This is a genomic window from Fluoribacter gormanii (assembly GCF_900156395.1).
Taxonomy (GTDB): Bacteria; Pseudomonadota; Gammaproteobacteria; order Legionellales; family Legionellaceae; genus Legionella; species Legionella gormanii.
In genome coordinates this window covers 1-18,183 of the sequence record NZ_FTNL01000019.1, presented here as the reverse complement: position 1 = coordinate 18,183, position 18,183 = coordinate 1, and the positions used below count along the sequence as shown (strand labels likewise).

Below are 18,183 nucleotides of genomic sequence, written 5' to 3'. Positions count from 1 at the left end.
GTTATGAGTGTATTATTATTTCCAGGCCAAGGATCACAATTTAAAGGAATGGGAAAAGAGTTATTTAAATTGTTTCCTGATATGGTTGCTGAAGCGAATCAGATCCTCGGATATGACATTGAACAAGCAGTATTCAGTGAGGTAATAAATCAAACGCAATACACTCAACCGCTCATTTATTGTATTTCGAGCATGGCTTGGCTTGAAAGAAAAGACAATTTAAAAGTGGATATGGTATTAGGACATAGTTTAGGTGAATATGCAGCACTGTATGTGGCTGGAGTTTTTGATTTTGCTACGGGATTAAACCTCGTTAAACGGCGTGCAGAATTGATGAATGATGCTAAAGAGGGGGGCATGGCGGCAATTGTGGGAATAAGTGCGGCTAAAGTTGAGGAGATTATCAAAGAAAACCGACTGAATTTGGTAATTGCTAATTATAATTCTCCAATGCAGACCGTGATTTCTGGAACAAAGGAATCGATAGCTGCCAGTTCGAGTTTTTTTGCTGAAGGACGCTTTATTCCCTTAAAGGTGAGTGGCGCATTTCATTCGCCCTTGATGCATGCGGCTGCTGAATCTTTTTATGCCTTTCTCAAGGAATTTAAGTTGCATCAACCGCGCTATCCCGTCGTATTAAATGCCACGGCACGGGCTCATGTTGATTGTTTCACCGAGATGTCTAAACGACTCAGTCAACAGTTAGTGAGCCCTGTATTTTGGCATCAAAGCATAGAATATTGTTTGGCTTTAGGCTATTTGGACTTTGTTGAGCTTGGACCTGGCCAGGTATTAACTTCATTGTTGGATGCGATTCTTCACGATCCAGTAATAACAAGTGCCGTCAACTGATTCCAGGGGCTCAGTAATTTGATGTTGTTTACGATACTCATCTACAGCCCTTTGACATTCAGTAAAGCCACCGTAATCATCAATAATGCAAATACCATTTTGTGATAGCTTTGGGTATAAGGCATTAAGTACATCCAACGTTGATTGATAAAAATCAGCGTCAATCCGCAAAAGGGCAATATGTTCGATTTGCTCTTGCATTTGCGGCAAGGTATCTTTAAACCAGCCTGGCATTAATTTTATTGAATCATCATATAGAGCATATCGTTTGAACGCTTCAAGAAGATCATGATGAGAGGTTGAAATTAAGGACTCTCTTTTAATGTAGGCCAATGAATTGGCGAGAGCAAAAATCTTACTTAAAGTAGCCTGGTCATAATGTTCATTAGGAAAGGCTTCCATCACAGAATGCGCTAAACGCTGTTGTGCTTTTTTAGGTAATAGACTCCTGATTTTTAATAACATTTTTAGGCGAATTAATTTGGAATAAGAAGTCACGAGTGTGCTTGATTCGGGAAATAAATCAGCACCCCAAACATTTCTGGGTATTGAATCGGGATCACCATAAACAGTCAGACAGGCTTTTAAATACAATAAAGCACCGCCACGCCAGCAGCCGGCTTCAACAATATCACCAACAACATGGTTGCTCGTTATATGTTTAATTGATTGCTCGATATTATCTAATCGTTTAGGACCAATGAGCGTTCTAACTTGGCCATTCGTCATAAATGCTCTAAAGGCTTTGGCAGAAGCAATATTAAACTGCCAGTGGTCTGGATGAGAGGTGTCTAAAGAACCAGTAAGTGATTTTTTAATTACAGTGAGGTATTTTTCAGCGATTTGATAATTCATTGTGTATTGTTCCATATTAAATTTGACACGCAGGGCTTTGCTGGTATTGGGTATTGATATCAACTCCGTAGGTATCTTTGCCAAATGTTCTTAGTGTCTCCCAGGAGTTTGGAAATTTATAGGGATCAAAAAAGTGAAAGAAACGATACATCGTTGAACCATAGCTAATTACTTCTCCGTTTTTGTTGGTTGTTATATTGTAATGAAGTTGTAATGGTTGTTTAAATTGTTCTACCCTGGTTAAAAAGTCATGCAAAGATTCAGCTTCTTTGACGTAGTCTACAATAGATAGTTTAATTACCTTCCAATACGCTTGATTTTGTTCTTTTTTGGCCTCAATTAGTTTTTGTTCAAGTGTCTTTGTAGAGTCATCATCCAACTGCATATCGAGCAAAGGCATCATAGCATAGTGACGATCTGTTACTGGCTTGGGTTTTTTCATTTTTTCTACATCAGGTAGACCTGCATACGGTAACGGTTTTTCTCCAGATAAAACACGTTCCAGATTTCTAAAGTTGTGAAATTTTTTGTGTCGTCTTGTTTGTTCTTCTTTGGAGTAATAGCTAATATGCTGTAAAAATTCATTCTCATCTTGATAGGTCTTAATCAAATGACCATCCATATCAGAATCATACCGACTTATTATTTTATGTGCGATTTTCCTGGCATACTCAGAGGCGGTAAGTTCGAGATTGGTTTGGACTTTTTTGGTCTTATTGTAAGCAGACTCATCCCTTACCTCTTCAGTCAGAATAAAAGTTGCTTTCGCCTGAGGATCTGCTCCATGTGCAATTAAAGCGTGAATTATTTCAAAATATTTATCTATTGATTGAAATGGGTCGTCCATTAAACGAGTCATTTGATCGATGTAGAAATGCAACACGGTCATCCCTTTTACCGATACCTCTCTTTTGCTGCTATATGAAACGCTGCTGAAAGGATCAGCATATAAATCGCGATCAATGGTTTTATTAAATTCCAAACCTTTCTCTTTGAGGTCGGATAAGAGTTTTAAAATATCTACTTGTCTTAATTTGTTATCATCAAATAACTGAAAGATTAAATAATAGGGTGAAAGACTGGCCCGATGGTTTAATGTCGTTGCATCTGCTTTGTCTAATAAGAAATAAAATAGAGTTTTATAACCCATACCCATCGCGGACATTAAAGGGACGTGACCATTATTCGGATTCGTTACATTAAGAGTAGCGCCGTATTCGAGCAGTGCTTTTACAATCTCTAATACTGCTTCTTCTTTTGCATTAGGGCAATATAAAACCTGAGCTGATACTGCTTGCATGATTGCAGGTAAATTGTATGTATCCGGTATTTGCGGATTTGCTCCTTGACTCAGTAAGTATTTTAATATAACCAAAGAGTTTTCTTTGCCATCAAGAACTGCCTGGATGGCTGGGGTAAGAACACTTATTCGGCTGATATCACCTGCTTGTTGAATGCCGCCCGCAGCGATTAGCACATCCCGAACCAATTCTATTCGCCCAGATTTAATTGCTACATGTATGGGGAGTTCATTTAAATACCGCTTTTTAGGAATTAAGTTGGTTTTTCTAAATTCTTCAAACAGCTTTTTATTTTCAGAGAGTTTTTCCCAGGTGAACACAGGACTCTTTTTATTTTGCATTAGCCATTCAAAGAGTGTCTTCTCCTTAATAGAAAATACAGAAAAATAGTCATTTGCGAGAAGTTCCAGGGCAGAAGGCATATCCGCTTTCGGTTTGAAAAACGGGCTGGCTCCAAGTCTTATTAGTAATTGGAATACCTCGACAGAGGCTGAGTTTATTGCGGCTTCGAGAGGAGTATGTGCCGTATAAGAATACTCATAGAATAGATCAAGTGTCTTGTGCTTTTTAAGGAGTTCCCGCGCCTGGTTTTCTATAGCTTTTAATTGTTTCTCTAGCTCTTTTTCATTTCGCGCTCTTTGACTAACTGTTTTAAAGAATTTTTTTATGGAGTTGCCCATGAGTTTTCCTAACTATTTAATTTAACTTAGATTTTAAAATTCATTTTTTAATCTTCATGCGCATTTTATCACCGAGCATGATGATGCTCAATGAGTGTTAAATTGCACTATATAAACCGGTTAGGAGTATTTTGAATCCATAATCTCCAGTGAATTTTAGATTTTTGGGCAGCGAAATATCTGATGTAGGCTGAAGATTTAAAAGGTGTTTAATCTACAGAGTTCAATACCTTATAAGTTTTTACTTTTGAGGCTTTCTGAAAAGTCGGGCACAACAATGGTTTCGTCATTGCAGGCTGCTTCCATCTTGGCGTTTAGTTCCTTTTTCCAATCAATCGGATTATCACCTTGGATGCCAAAAACTTTTCTCAACTGTTCATCTTTACATATTTCATTAGCTAAATTTATAGCTGAGGTGGTTGATGTAGAATAAGATTGAAGAATATTGGTTCTTGTTTTGCATACAGTTTTTAGCAAGAGATTAATTGCTTCTTCCAATTTTTGATCATCACCTTTCATATAATGAACGCTAATTTTCATTAAATTTTGTTTAATATAACTCTCTTTACTTCCTTTATATTTCTCTTCTTCCTTATTTACCAAGTCCGGTTGCACAGGAACAGGATTGAGTTCTGGTTTTTTTTGCAACATCGTGCGAATTTTATCTTCCGGTAAACTTGCATAGGGATTTTCTGAAGGTTTACTTGTCAACACTCTTTGTTCAACCGCAGACATACTAGCGACTGGTGCATGGACAAATTGATCTTTTTGTTTCGCATAGGCCGCCATCATTTTTTCCCATCCTCGCTGGTATCGTTCTTCAAATTGAGGATCTAAATTCATTTGTTGTTGGTAAAACTGATGAAAATTAGGTGGATTAGCAACTTCGTCTTTACTTGGCGGTGATACCTGATAACCTGGAATCAGATCCAGGGCATATTGGGCTGGCCCAAGTACTTCATGCAAACTATGCAGTCCTCCGCTTACCATATAGGCAGACACAGCGGACAAGTAATTTTGCTTTGCTTCAACACTTGTAAAATTCCCATAGTTTTCCATAATGCCCATAAATAAACTGGTCATGCCTGATGGTCCTGCTGCATAGACCGCATCATTCTCAATCAAATCGCGAGTAAACGGAGAATCTAAATTGGCCTCCTGATACTTTACATCAGGTGTCCAACTGGAGCGATCTACGTCCAAACCTTCCTGATTCTGCCCAAGCCGCATTAGCCCCATTTGACTCGAAAATGTCCTGGGCAGACTTCCTTGCCGTCCTCTTGTTGGATCAGCCGTGAATAATTCGGAACCATACATTTGTATATCAGAAATAAATTTCAATTTCATACCATCAAATTCATTAAAAAATGCCTGGGGATTATCTCTATATTCTCCATTATTATATTCTTTAACTAATTCAAGCATTTTTCCTGTAGGTTCATTTTTATTAGGAGGTAGAATCGATTCAGGTAGCTGTCGCATCCACTTTTGAGCAAAAAGAAATTGGATGAACATGATTTGATTTAATTCATTAGGATCATTTCTTTGTAAAATTTGTCTCACTTGATCAAGTGAAATTGATTCTGGCTGGGAGCCAAAGCCGGTCTGTTCTTGCCCACTTGTTAAATGTTCTGCAAATTCTTCCAGTATATCTCTATAGCCCTGCTGTTCCATTTGCTCAAAAACGTTTAGTAAGGCTTGAGATACATGGCCAACGGATTCCATCATCTTATCTGTCGGGCTCTTGAGTAAGGCGATTTGCATTTCTGATTCAAAACGCCTTGCCAAAGGGCTGTCATATTTTTCTTGTAGAGTTTGTTGATAGGCACTAGTTTGAATGGTTGAAGCAATATCGCGAAGCAGTGTTTGTTGTCCCTCATCTTCAAGTTGTGATGCGAGAGAAGTTAAAATAGTTGCAGCCTTCCTGGGATCTTGTTCATGATTTTCAATTAGAATTTTCATTTCTTTAATGGCTTGCTCGATATGTTCATCGTTTGATGTTTTTGCAAGTTCCATTAAGTTGTACAAAGCAAAAAAGTAGGCTTCAGTTTTGGATTTAAAGGGAGACTTTTCTACTTTAATATCATGTGCGATAGCGTGTAATGCATCTTTTGCCTGCTGCATACTAAGGCGTTGATCTGCATCATGATGAGTTAAACCTTGAATGAGTGCTTTAAGTTTTTGACCTTTGGGTGATTGAAATACCTCGCCATCAAAGTTTAGGAAATCAGGATGATCCTTGGCTTCTTTGGGAATTTGATTAAGATCCGTGCCAGTCATATAACAATATAAACTGAGACCCATAAGATAGGAGTGTTCTTTCTCTGCTGAGAATAATTCTCCATGATCCCCATGTTCAAATTGTAGGGAGCGGAATCCCAATGTATATTGTAAATAGCCTTCTTGGTGTATTTTACGCGGATCGACGTTTCCATTTTCAGTATTTAAGAACGATTTTGTATCAGCGATAAGAACTTGATCAAATTCAGTAACTAAAAAATTCGTGGGTTTTGCATCCGGGAAAAAACTATTATTCGCTTGAAAATTTAAAAAAATATCAGTCATCTGGCTATAAATATTGACTGTATTTAAAATCTGAGTTTCTTTTAACTGCGCTAGAATTTGTTGTTTCTGTTCAACTGAAAGTTCATCATTTTCTGTGAACTCATCATATAATTTTTGTAGTTCTATCTGGTCAGCTTCTTCAATGGTACCCGCAATATCCTTTTCAATGAGTGCAATTTTTGCTTGTACTTTCATACCGTGAGATAACACATCACCTTTAGCACAGAATTCAGTAAGCTCCAGACTGTACATGTAACCACCGGATCGCTTCTGTATTGCTTGCTGAGATGCATATACTTCTGCTAAACCGTCACTTACCGCAGTTTCTTTAAGGCGCTCATAAGCTTTCCTGTAATTTCCTTTGTTGGGGGTGATTTTTAAAACTTGGCGCTGGCCTGTTTCATTATCAGTAAGTAAATAATTTTGGGCATTCTCACCACCTAAAAATTTAATTTGATATTTTTCTAATCCAGGGAGTACAGGGTCAAATTTTTGATGAAATGCATCGGCATCAAATTCTTCCGGATGTGAGAGGATCGTTGCAATTTTTTGTGCTGTCTCATAAGTTAGATTGTCGATATTTTGTGCCAAATTCGTATCTTGTGGAGGGTAAACTTTAGAGCGTAATTGAGGATTATTCTCTACTATATTCGATAACCGGTTGTTTACCCTGGCAATTAGGTCGATTAATGTTGCTCTATCTGTGGTAGAAATGGTTTCAGAGGCAATCAATTCGCGAATCGATTGTTTTAATCTGGAAAGTTGATAATAATTTTCCGTTGTATTTTCAGCAACGATTCTCGGATCGATCTCTTTCAATAAACGAGTGGTTTTGACTATGGCTGTTGAAGTTTGCGCACCAAAAACTTGCGCTAAAAAGTCTGGCTGGTTTTCTTTCTCGAATAATACTGCGGAAGGGATGCTTTCGCCTTTTTTACAATTTTCTATGTCCCATTGATTAATTTGCTTCGCACTAAAACCAGGACAACCTAAAACAGTCAGCTCATCCCGAATTTCCTTGGTCAACTCTTGATAAAATTTAGTATAAGGAAAGTTTGTAGCTATTATTACAACAGCTAGCTCACCTCCAACATTCGCATCGATTTTGAGTAATTGTTGGCGCACCTGTAATAATGCCTCTGCTTTCTGGGTATGGGGAGCTATGTTATATATATCAATTAAACGATTTAATTTTTCTATATCGCTATTAATATGATCTATATATGTCTCATCCTCATATTCTTTTTTAAACAACTGGGCTTTCTTTATCATAGGGCACCTACACGGTAAATTAGGCGAGAGTATTCATGGAAGACCGAGTAAATTTACCATCAAGATAGTCTTGTAATGATTTACCCATTTTATCCGTTAGCTCTGATTGGGCACCGGCATCAATTAGAACATGAGCTAGTATCTCAACTAGATGAAGGTTTGGATCATCAGGTTCTGTCTCCTGCAACAGGTTCATTAGTGCTGTTCGTCCAGATTTATCTTGTTGATTTACATTGAGTCCTTCAGCATTAGCAATGAGCCACGTAACCAACTCAGTATTTAATGACATCAAGGCATAATGAAGAACGTCTTTTCCATACTGATCCTCCAATATTACATTCGCACCTTTTTGAATGAGTAGTTTAACCTTATCAGTATGTCCTAGTTCTGCGGCTAACATTAAAGGGGTTTTTAAATTAAGATCTTGACAATTGAGATAAGGATCCTTCGCAAGCGGTTCCAGCATAGAGGCTTGGCCATACATGGCGGCGTAATGGATGGGCAAGCGTCCATTTTTATCAGGTATAGCTAATAACGCCTCTTCTTTCTTTAGAATTTCTATACATCCGCTTTGGTTATTTAAAATTGCTGAATGGAGTGGTGTATGAGTAGATGTATTTTTCATCCTCAGCAGGCCTGGATAGTCAAGCAAATCTTCAACGATGGTAGTAAATCCATTCTCTGCCGCAACATGTGCTAATGTATTATCACTATCATCCGTTGCAATGATATTTTTGGGGTTATTAACCAGGAGGTCATAAAAAATGGCTTGCTTTCTTTCCATGAGACATTGCCTATCTTTAGCTAAGGTTGATGGAGGCATGGTCAGAGCTAAATGAGCTGGAGTTTGTTGTAATCGAGTCAGTGAGTTAGACTTGGCGCCGTGCTCAAGTAAAACTTCTGCGGCAAAATGATGGCCATAAAGTGCCGCAAGGTGCAAAGGGGATAATTGGCCACTTGTTACAAGATTAACTGCATTCCTATCTTGTTCTAAAATCTTATTCAGGTAAAGGTCATATCCTTTCTTACTGGCGTATTGTATTGCATTCATACCTCCTAAATGATCAAATTTCTCAGAACACTTAGTGACTGAAATGTCAGCGACTGTATCAAGAAAATGCGAAATTTCTTGCTTTAGAGGAGTTAACTTTTTATCAGCTGTAGTAGAATTTTCATAAAGAGGCTGTTTACTAACGTTCTGTAAATACCATAGCTCTATTTTGCTTATATCGCGCGGCTCAAGCTTTTTAGGATTTAAGGATAACGATTTAAGTAACTCTTCCCATTTTGACACATTATTCTCCAAATTAATTTTAAATCAAATTGTTATTATTTATAGTCATCATAAAATAATAGGTGTTGTTTCCCTGGCGTAATCAACAGCTTTTTTATAAGTATAATACAATCCCCAGCATATTGTTTGTTTATTAAACAATAGCCATCCTTTTGTTATTGTGCGCGTTATTAAAAAAATAATCTAATCCATATTGGATGGCGGTAAGAAGCGAAATCCTATTGTTCTTGACTTTGTGCTTTATTTAGGAACAACAAAAGAATAAAGGGTTTAATTTTTCTAAGAAGCTTGCTTCATTGGGTTCCGGGTAATCTTGAATGGGTATAAGCTCGGGATATGTTTCAAGCATCCAACTAATTGTAGCCCCCCAAGCACGATTAATATTTTGAGATATTACTTCATCGTATCGAAATAATTTGAAGAAATCGTTATAGTTTCCTGCATGGCATCCATCCGCTTTATAGGAGGGTAGTAAGCCTAAGCGTTCATGAATAACAGCGAGTGTTTCATGAATACTATGCAGTCCTCCACCTACAATAAATGACATAATCGCTAAAATATAATGGTAATGTTCTTCCAGGCTTTTAAATTGTCCCATAAATAACATACTGGCACTTAACAATGAAGTCATTCCGGAAGGGCCGGCAACATAGGGAATGCCACGATGAATAAGAGATTGCGTGTACTTTGAATCAAGATCTGCTTCCTGACAAATACAATCAGGATTCCATGTAGTTTCAAATAAGGGGAACTTTCTTCGATCCTCTGGGGCGATACAGATGCCTAGTCTTTGGGAAACATAAAATTTAAATTCACCTCTACCTCTGTCGTGATATAAAGGAAATGAGGAGTATCTCCAGAAAAAAGTGCCAATATCCGCCTGTTTGTTTTCTAAAATAAATTGTCTCAAACTTCCTTCATATCCAAAGCTTTTGATGTGATTTTGAGATTTTAAGGGGCGTTCAAAATGGCAATAAACATCACGCATAAACATAAAATGAATTAACATGATTCTGGCAAAATTCCGTCGCTCTTTAAGCGTTTCAATAATTTCCTTTAGGCTTGGAGTCTTTGCGTAGCGTCCGAAAGCCAAAGCAAGTTTGGGGTTCTGTGGTTCTATTGGATCGGGACCTATATTTTCAAGAAAAGTGTCGAAGATTTTTTCATTATAGTTTGATTCTATGAATTGAATGATGTGGTTACTTACTTTATCGATACAAGCCCATGTTGTTTTGCTGGGATTTTGCAACATTATTGTTGCGATGTTGGATTCAAAAATACGAGCTATTCGACATTCAAGATCCTCAGCACTGATTTTTGTTTTTTTAAAGTAATTTTTAAAATCAGAATCTTTTGTTATTTCAATCACATGATTAATAAAAAATTTAAGTGGTTCTGAGATATTCGGGTGTTGCTTTAAATGGTGTTTTAAAGTGAAGGCCAGGGTTATAAACGATTGTGTATGATTATGAAATAAACTTTTTAACTCAGGGATTATTGAGCGGATAAAGAGCTTATCTTGTGGTTCCTCTGCTTTATAGAGGGAAAGTTTTGTTATCAGCAAAGCATGTACATTAAGCTTTTCTTTGCCAGGTAGTTGGCGCACTTCTTGAAAAAAATGTCGCATAAATTTCAAAATGTGAGTGGAATTTTAACAATGATATCACATACGACTTCTGTAACAGATTCATCAATCATCAAAATGTGCCAATCTAAACTATACTAACTCCATAGATGTGCTTTTAATGACCATAATTGGGAATATAACTGAAGGAGTGACAAATGCTAGCAAAAAATATTCAAAAGATTTTAATGATCTTCATTATGAGCGGTTTCGTATCCAGCTCTTTTGCGGCGTGGGGATATCATAAAAGTTATACAGCATGTTATGGAGGTACTTGCCATCATACGAGCGTTAATAAAGGCTGTGTTAACGGTAATTGCGGTAAGGTTCGAACTGGCACAACCTGGCATCGATGATTGGAACATGTTCTATTGTACTTTGAATGAGCCGGTATTAGTTTATAAAACGTGCTGTTGGCATTATACCTTTAATCCATTTCGTTACCCGGCTCACGCGAGGAAACCAGGAAAAGTCCCCATAGGTTGCATTACCACTGCCATTTGAATTGACTCCAGCGATGGCCCAAACATTCTTTGTTGGTGTCCATGCAGGACCACCACTATCTCATGAACCCAGAATACCACACAGTGGTGATACGGGTTTCGTCAAATCTTTATTGTTAAAAGGATTAGGCAGTTCCCCATTTTCTTTGGGCAACCATATTCCCAGATAATTGCCTGCATCGCCTTTGGAAGGTGCGGGATCAACGGCTAGTACGACGGATTCAATTGATACTTGTGGGGGCTTAGGAATCCTCAGATTAAACTTCTTGTTCGCTCAATCCTGATTCATTGAGCGCATTGCTTATTTTTTAAGGATCATAAGAACGAGGAAATGGTGTTGGATTAAATATATGATCTTCTTGTGCTTCTTCCACCAGTATTCCTTCAGTTTCGTGAAGAGGTTGCTTCGATCCTGGCTCTTGCTCCTGAGATTTACTCGGCTTTAATTCAGCTCTGGGTGATAGGTGATGAATATTCAATTGCTGGAACATTTTTTGAGTACTATCAAGAGACTCAGCGATTTCCTCTCCTGGCTTTGGCAGCTTAGGCGATTGCTTTTGATAGAGCATCCCTCGATTACATCGCTCTTTTTGCAAGGCGCCCCAGTCCTCTTCTAAACCCGTAGCAAAACCATATTTCTCTTTAAACCACTTAAGTCCGTGTTCTAACTTAAAGTAAGGTTTAATTAATGTTTCAGCAAGAATATGTCCATTTCCATCAGGTTCTGGGCCTTTTGCAAAATAAACCGTTGCTCTTCTCTCATTTAAATTATCACTTAAATTAATAGCAACCCAGCCTCGCCATGGTCCCATATCACCGGTTTTGAACGCTGTTAGAGGTTTACCTTGGTCATCGATTTCGAGTTGAAATCCTAAACATTCGGCCACATAGTTCAACGCTTTTGCATCAGATACTGTCTCTTTTGCCCATGGATCCTGAGTCATGCGAATCTGAGGTTTAAAGGCATATTGTAATTTTTCATCACACATCCAGGCTTGCACGAACCGTGCATAATCTTCGGCAGTGGTACTTAAACTATTCGCTGCACATGGCGTGCCCCCAAAGCTGCTCTGGTTCATATTTAATGGTTTGAACACATAGTTCTTAGCAAGTATTTCAAGATTTGCAGTATGTCCTCGTCTTGCGATTTCTTCGATTATTTTGGATTGGTATGGGTAAAGTTCATGGATGTCAGTAAGTATCTGTAATTCACAGTTTAGTGTTTTTAAGTCCATGATGCCGGATACATCTAGCCCGTTACTATCAATGATTGTATATCTTAGATTTGGAGGAATAATTGATACATACAGCTTATTCTGTTCGAGAGACACAGTGTTGTCTGGCATTAAAACGAGTTGGGGCTCATGAAGTTTTTCAATCACTTTTTGTAAGTAAAACAAGGGTAGCCCTGAATATCTATAATACTCTTGGCCTGGTTCAAATTGATGATTCACCTCATTGCTCCAGTTATTTAAATCAAATCCGGTTTTATGAGAGAGGATCATGGCGGGGGTGAAGGCATTAATGCGTGCTATATCTTCTTCATTGATATCATTTTTCCATTTAAAACCATGTTGATCGCAAAAGTCTTTAAAGGACAAAATATCATTAAGCCCTCTCATATCGAGAGTTAGTGTTCCAGCTTCAACAAGCTTTAAGACAAGATAAGCAAAGACGGGTTTACTAAGCGATGCAGCTCCAAAACACATACTCTGGTTATCTCCAAAGTTCTGAACTATGGGGGCGTCACTGCTGTTCACGGTAGCCACGCCCACCTGCGCTATCTTGGCTATTTTTCTTATATTTTCCGCAACATTTTGTTCAGTTATTTGGTATTTATCGGTTTTTGAGTGAGTCATTTCATGATAGTAAATTTGTTTAATTGTTTATAAATTATACAGATTGTTGGTGATGGAAGTTGAGTACAGTAAGAATTTAACGATTTTTTTGCACGGCTCGTTCCATTTCGTTAATCCTGCTACTGCACAGAACAGAAAAATAGCCAATCCCGCTTGGAACGAGCTGGTGTCATTGAAGAAGATTGCAAAGAACAGATTAGATTGCATTAATAATTTTTATAGCAAGGGCACTGGCAGGATATTCCGTTTTCCTGCGCATATCTTCCAAACTGGTAAAGAAATTAAATGTCCAATTACAATCTTGATAAGCGGCTGTATGGCGTCCTGATGTTGTGCCGGCATCTCGTTCAAGAAATCCCTTTTCAAAGTCAGAATCTGCAATATTAACCAAGGCATGAATTGGATTGGATGCATCCCTCTTAACCAGACAGATTCCTTGATTTAAACCGATATCTTCAAAAGCACAATCAACGATTTTATATTTTTTTTCGCTCGTTAAGGCGCGAACAAGCAATTGAATATCTGCAACTTGTGTACTCGTTCTAATTGTAAAAACAGCCTTTGCCTTGTTATAGGTAATCGTGACATTATCCTTATTTAAAGTATTATCATATTGTTGAATGAGACTTAAAATCGCCTTTTTTTCATCTCGAACATTCACTCTTTTTGCATTACAAGATAATTCGATGAGATACATCACATTCTCTTTTGATTTTGGTTCGGATTCTGATTTGAAGTTTGCAACTTTATCCTGCATGGCGATTACATGCTCTGTTGAAGCCAAACAAGAAACAGGTAGGGTGGGGGCCTTGGAAGCTCTTGAGATGAGGAAGTGATCTTTACCCATCTTTTGTTTTTTTACCATGGAAGTATTTACTTCAACGTTGCTTCCATGAAACATATAGGATGAATAACCTGATTCACGCGATGTACCTGGAGGAGTGGTGGAGTGTCGCTCCATAAATTTATCGATTTTTCTTTGTTCTTCTTCATCTTCTACGCAAACAATTTTTTTGCCAACTTCTTTGTAATAGTGCTGTTCATGCTCGTTCAATGGATATTTTCTTTTCATGGTTGTCTTGATAAAAAATAATCAAAATGAGTAATAATAACTCACCATTATATTGGAATAAAATTAAGAAATAATTAAATGAGGAGTTTTTTTAAGCAATATTATGTTCGTTTTTTGGACTGCACCCAGGCTACATTGAATTCAAGCTATTAGTGTAGCCTGGGTGAAAGAGAAGCCCTAACCACAGGGTTGATTGTTATATTACGAGGCTGTCTTGCATTATAGTTCAAGACAGTTGATGCTTTGCTCTTGTGAGAGAGGATAATTGTGTTCAAATTTTTCTATGGCTTGCAGCGTGTCTGTTTCTAATACTTTAGTCGTTCTGATAAGTTCCTGTTTAATATCTATTAACGATGTGATACTTGTTTCTTTTCCAATTTCTAAAAGATGTGATGCGAGACGATTTAATTCACTTAAGGGTGTGTGTAAGCTAATTTGCAAAATATGCTTTTTTAGTTCGCGGTATTCATCATTTATTGTTCTAATCTCTTGTAATAAATGAAAATATAGTTCAAAAAATTTTAGCTTCAACATGTTGTGTTTGAGGAGCAACATGTGGGCCTGATAAGTTTCGGGTGCGAAAAGATGCATTGCTTCTAATTTACTGGGTGCTACTGCAAATAAACCGTTATAAGTGCATCGAAATAAAAGGGCCATATCGCAGTTGAGTTCTTTAAAAACAGCCTGATATACCTCATCAATTGCACCACAAAATGCGGGGTCGTCAGAGTTTAAAGAGATCATTTCATCTTTAAATAAAGTTTGAAATTGAGTATGGGCTTGTAAATTGGGTATCGTTTTTGGGAAAAATGCAACATCACTTAAAGGGCATAGCTCAAGTGTCATACCGTCAAATTTAAGTTTTTTTTCGAGTTCGGGATAATTGGCAACATTTCTTCCATGGGCAAATCGGTCAAGATATTTTTTTGCAATTTCCATGGTATGTTCCTGTGCCTCTGGCTCAATATGGGCGGTGATAAAATACCAAGGATTACCTTCTTGCTGCCTATAATGATTGAGCTCATCAAAAAAATTAAAAAAACGCTCTAGAGGGAACCCATCCTCAGCGCCTGCAAGGCCTAGGGTTGTTACCATCGGATTGGGATATTGTTGAATATTAGCCCATATGCTCTGAAAATCTTTTGGATCGATGTGCCGCTCTTGATAATAACGTAATCTTAATGTGGTGACATCACCAAATTCTTTGATGCCTCGCGCGATGCCGCGATTATAGGCTTGGTTAAACTCAACAAAAGTGATGTGTTCTTTACATTGAATCCAGGATATTCCTGGCAAAGCGAAGATGACATGATGCTCATAACAATATTTATAAAATGCATAAGTGATATCTTCGATATCTTGTGGTGTTTTCAAAAGATTCGAAATACGTCGAAAGTCTTTGATAAATTGATCCAGATCATCTGAACCAGTAAATTTCCATTGTTGGGTTTGTTCATCGACCAAGTCATATGGAAAAGGGATATTATTACGCTCTGCTATAATTTTAGCTAATTCAATATTAATCAAAAAGCCAGCCTCAGCGTGAACATGCAAATCTGTTTTAGGCATTTTTTGAATAAGCAGTGTATTTATATCAACATCTTGATCACATAACGTCTGTAAATGGTGTAAATCTTCCACACTCAGAGATGGGAGTGAAATTGAAAAGTCAGAGCTGGCTTCCTTAAAAAATCGTTCTTGCATATAACCCTCTTTATAATATGATCCGACCTGCTTCGTCGGATATCCTCCCACAGTAACTTATTATTTTCAAATGAAAAATAGGTTCATTATTACTTCACCCAAGCATGCCCATTCAGTAACTATATGGCTATGCCGATGCCTTATTTCATATTCAAGTTATTGGGTTACCGGTTACTAATGAGTAATGTTTTTCAATGCTGTTCTTGACAAGGTCATTGTGAGCCACAATAATTTCGATTGATTTTTTGATGGTCACTTTGCTGCACGGATTGCCGGCCCTAACTAGGAAAAAATATGAAAAACAAAATAGTTATGTTGGCTCTTAGCTCCTTATCTCTTACCTATTCACTCGATACCTATGCTGCTGATTACAGTTTGGATGGCTTGTCATTAAGTACTTCCGTAGGAATTCTCTCTGGCAAGGCTCACGAATATGTTTATTATCCCCGAACAAATACTAAGCTAAGCCAGCTCGATTGGCGCATAAAAGATGCGGCAATAATAAACGGCGAATTAAATTATGAACTCTTATCCTGGCTGGGAATTAATGGGCGAGGTTGGTCAACTGTAGCAAAAAATAAGGCTGCTATGGATGATTATGATTGGTTCAATCCAAATCAAGAATCTTGGACTCATTGGTCACACCATGAAAATACACATCTTAATTATGCCAATGAGTTTGATTTGAGTTTAAGAGCTTGGCTGATGCAAAAACAAAATTATCAACTCGGCTTGGCTGCGGGTTATCAATGGGATTCTTTTAGTTGGCGAGCGACTGGCGGCTGTTATCAATACAACAATGGAAGCGATATCGGTTGTTTTCCTAGCTCTGAAGCTGGAATTGGCTATCAACAAAAATTTAGAACTCCTTATGTGGGTTTAGCTGGGAAATATTTTATCCATAATTTTGAGTTTAATGCGCTTTTAAAATTTAGTAATTGGGTGACAGCTCAAGATCATGACGAGCATTATGCCCGCAACATAACGTTCGAAGAACATGGAGATAACTTCAGATATTATGCTGCAACGATAAACTCCGGCTATTTTTTTACACCCAATGCGAAAGTTTTTGTTGAGGCTTCCTACAATCATTATTCTAATGGACGCGCCGATACTGAAATCATCGACAATGACACCGGCGAAAACGGCTATGAACGTAACGCCGCTGGTTTATCCAATAAAAACTATACTCTCGCGCTCGGTCTGCAGTATCTGTTTTAGAATAAGCAAGCAACGTGGATTGGGTTATATACTGACTCAATCTACTTTCCTTACACACGGTGGCTACTCAAACTGTTCTTTGGCTTGCAAAATTTAAGATCATGAAAAATGATAATTAAGACCGAAGCGAATAACTTGCGCTGGATTAGTCCATATATATTTAATCTGGAATGGAGGATTAGGAATAATTGGATCGGCAATCCCGGATGTTGAGCCAAGATCATAATATAAGTACTCTAATTTCATTGACCAATTTTGCTTGAGAACCCATTCAGCCCCTCCACCCGCAGTCCACCCGGCTCGTGTTAAAGTTTTAGAAAAAGGATATTGCTCATCACCATATCCACCAGAAATAAAATTAACATTCGCCTGTTCTTTTACTGAACCATAGGCCAATCCACCGGTCCCATATAGTAATACCTGGGCAGTTGGTGAATAACCGATGCGTCCACGTAAGGTGCCAAACCATGTCAATTTATGTTGGGTTGAGAGTGCATTATTAAATACTTCTAAATGCTCCACCGCATTGCCCACTGCATTTTCCGTGGATGAGCCTTTTAATGAGTTCCAGTTCATATCGGTTTCTAAACCAAGATACACTTGTGGATAAGCACGTAATTGCAAGTTATACCCTACTTGTCCTCCTACTGTTCCACCTGACATGGATAACGACATAGATGAAGGTTTAATAGTACCATCCCCGGGTGGGAGTTCGGCTGGCTCAGGAAGAGGTACCACTTGAGTACGGGCATTTGACCAGGAATAACCTCCGTTTATACCCACGTAAAAACCAGACCAGTTTGCAGAGGATAATTCCTTAATTCCAGATGTTCCTGCGATAGAAACCGAAGTAACACAGAGTAGGCTCAGCAGGCTTAATCTTGGAAATTTTGGCACGTCGAATGAACCACGCTTCATGTTACTTATAATCATTAAATATCCTTTTCGTAATTATTTTAACAAACTTATCTAAAAATAATGGCTCTAACCAAAATATGCAATAGCAATCGCCAACTCTGGAGCACTTCCCTAAGATTAAATATTAATAAAAATAAAAGGGTTAAATAAGAAATCAAACTGCTTTGGAAAGAACAGATCGCGGAATTACCAGCTGATGCTCAAGTTAGTACTTTCTTGGTAACTCCCCACGTCATCCCGAACCCGAGCGCAGCGAGGGTGAGGGATCTCCTGTCAGGTGGAGCAATTTTTAAAGAATCGATTGATACAAATCATTTCACTCTGGGTTCAATGCATTAATCAAATCATGCTTCTTTTGTCGTGACCAACCCTTGATTTGTTTTTCTCGTTCAATGGCTACAATGATACTCCCACAAGCTTCATAGTATACCAATCGATCCACGTTGTATTTTTTGGTGAATCC

13 protein-coding genes are annotated in these 18,183 nt (G+C 37.9%); 4 read left to right on the top strand and 9 right to left on the bottom strand.

Annotation, left to right across the window (positions count from 1 at the left end; all coding sequences use genetic code 11):
- Nucleotides 1-3: 3 nt before the first annotated feature.
- Complete coding sequence (gene fabD / locus BW930_RS12160; protein WP_058468197.1) at nt 4-852, top strand: ACP S-malonyltransferase; 849 nt, start codon at nt 4-6, stop codon at nt 850-852.
- Here the strand turns inward: fabD and BW930_RS12155 are convergent.
- The 5 genes from BW930_RS12155 to BW930_RS12135 all read right to left on the bottom strand — a co-directional run bounded on the left by BW930_RS12155 (nt 799) and on the right by BW930_RS12135 (nt 10,446).
- Complete coding sequence (locus BW930_RS12155) at nt 799-1,707, bottom strand: TylF/MycF/NovP-related O-methyltransferase (RefSeq protein WP_058468196.1); 909 nt, start codon at nt 1,705-1,707, stop codon at nt 799-801. The genes fabD and BW930_RS12155 overlap by 54 nt on opposite strands.
- A 16-nt stretch (nt 1,708-1,723) precedes the next feature.
- Nucleotides 1,724-3,688: an ankyrin repeat domain-containing protein gene (locus BW930_RS12150; RefSeq protein ID WP_058468195.1), complete on the bottom strand. Its 1,965-nt coding sequence runs from the start codon at nt 3,686-3,688 to the stop codon at nt 1,724-1,726.
- A 231-nt stretch (nt 3,689-3,919) separates the two neighbouring features.
- Nucleotides 3,920-7,525 (bottom strand): hypothetical protein, encoded by a 3,606-nt coding sequence (locus tag BW930_RS12145; protein WP_058468194.1) that lies wholly within the window; start codon nt 7,523-7,525, stop codon nt 3,920-3,922.
- Nucleotides 7,526-7,544: 19 nt separating this feature from the next.
- Nucleotides 7,545-8,819 carry an ankyrin repeat domain-containing protein gene (locus BW930_RS12140; RefSeq protein WP_058468193.1) on the bottom strand — a complete coding sequence of 425 codons (1,275 nt, stop codon included), beginning with the start codon at nt 8,817-8,819 and terminating at the stop codon, nt 7,545-7,547.
- A gap of 244 nt (nt 8,820-9,063) precedes the next feature.
- On the bottom strand, nt 9,064-10,446 hold the full coding sequence (locus tag BW930_RS12135) for a hypothetical protein (protein ID WP_058468192.1): 1,383 nt from the start codon (nt 10,444-10,446) through the stop codon (nt 9,064-9,066).
- A 155-nt stretch (nt 10,447-10,601) separates the two neighbouring features.
- On the opposite strand from BW930_RS12135, the gene BW930_RS12130 reads away from it, so the two are divergent.
- Together BW930_RS12130 and BW930_RS17185 are read left to right on the top strand one after the other, a co-directional pair.
- Nucleotides 10,602-10,799 carry a hypothetical protein gene (locus BW930_RS12130; protein WP_058468191.1) on the top strand — a complete coding sequence of 66 codons (198 nt, stop codon included), beginning with the start codon at nt 10,602-10,604 and terminating at the stop codon, nt 10,797-10,799.
- A 161-nt stretch (nt 10,800-10,960) separates the two neighbouring features.
- A complete protein-coding gene (locus BW930_RS17185; protein ID WP_154668517.1) occupies nt 10,961-11,116 on the top strand; it encodes a hypothetical protein in 156 nt (51 codons plus the stop codon).
- A 138-nt stretch (nt 11,117-11,254) separates the two neighbouring features.
- Here the strand turns inward: BW930_RS17185 and BW930_RS12125 are convergent, their stop codons facing one another.
- The 3 genes from BW930_RS12125 to BW930_RS12115 form a co-directional block, all read right to left on the bottom strand.
- The gene (locus BW930_RS12125; protein WP_064276667.1) at nt 11,255-12,805 is read right to left on the bottom strand and encodes a serine hydrolase domain-containing protein; all 1,551 of its coding nucleotides are present in this window, start codon (nt 12,803-12,805) and stop codon (nt 11,255-11,257) included.
- Between the two features lie 196 nt (nt 12,806-13,001).
- The gene (locus tag BW930_RS12120; protein ID WP_058468189.1) at nt 13,002-13,877 is read right to left on the bottom strand and encodes a hypothetical protein; all 876 of its coding nucleotides are present in this window, start codon (nt 13,875-13,877) and stop codon (nt 13,002-13,004) included.
- Between the two features lie 219 nt (nt 13,878-14,096).
- On the bottom strand, nt 14,097-15,581 hold the full coding sequence (locus tag BW930_RS12115; RefSeq protein ID WP_058468188.1) for an amidohydrolase family protein: 1,485 nt from the start codon (nt 15,579-15,581) through the stop codon (nt 14,097-14,099).
- A 294-nt stretch (nt 15,582-15,875) separates the two neighbouring features.
- Between BW930_RS12115 and BW930_RS12110 the strand changes: the two genes are divergently transcribed.
- Entirely contained in the window at nt 15,876-16,802 is a 927-nt protein-coding gene (locus BW930_RS12110) for an omptin family outer membrane protease (protein ID WP_058468187.1), read from the top strand.
- Nucleotides 16,803-16,901: 99 nt separating this feature from the next.
- On the opposite strand, the gene BW930_RS12105 is transcribed toward BW930_RS12110, so the two are convergent.
- The gene (locus BW930_RS12105) at nt 16,902-17,735 is read right to left on the bottom strand and encodes an outer membrane protein (RefSeq protein ID WP_058468186.1); all 834 of its coding nucleotides are present in this window, start codon (nt 17,733-17,735) and stop codon (nt 16,902-16,904) included.
- Between the last annotated feature and the right edge of the window lie 448 nt (nt 17,736-18,183).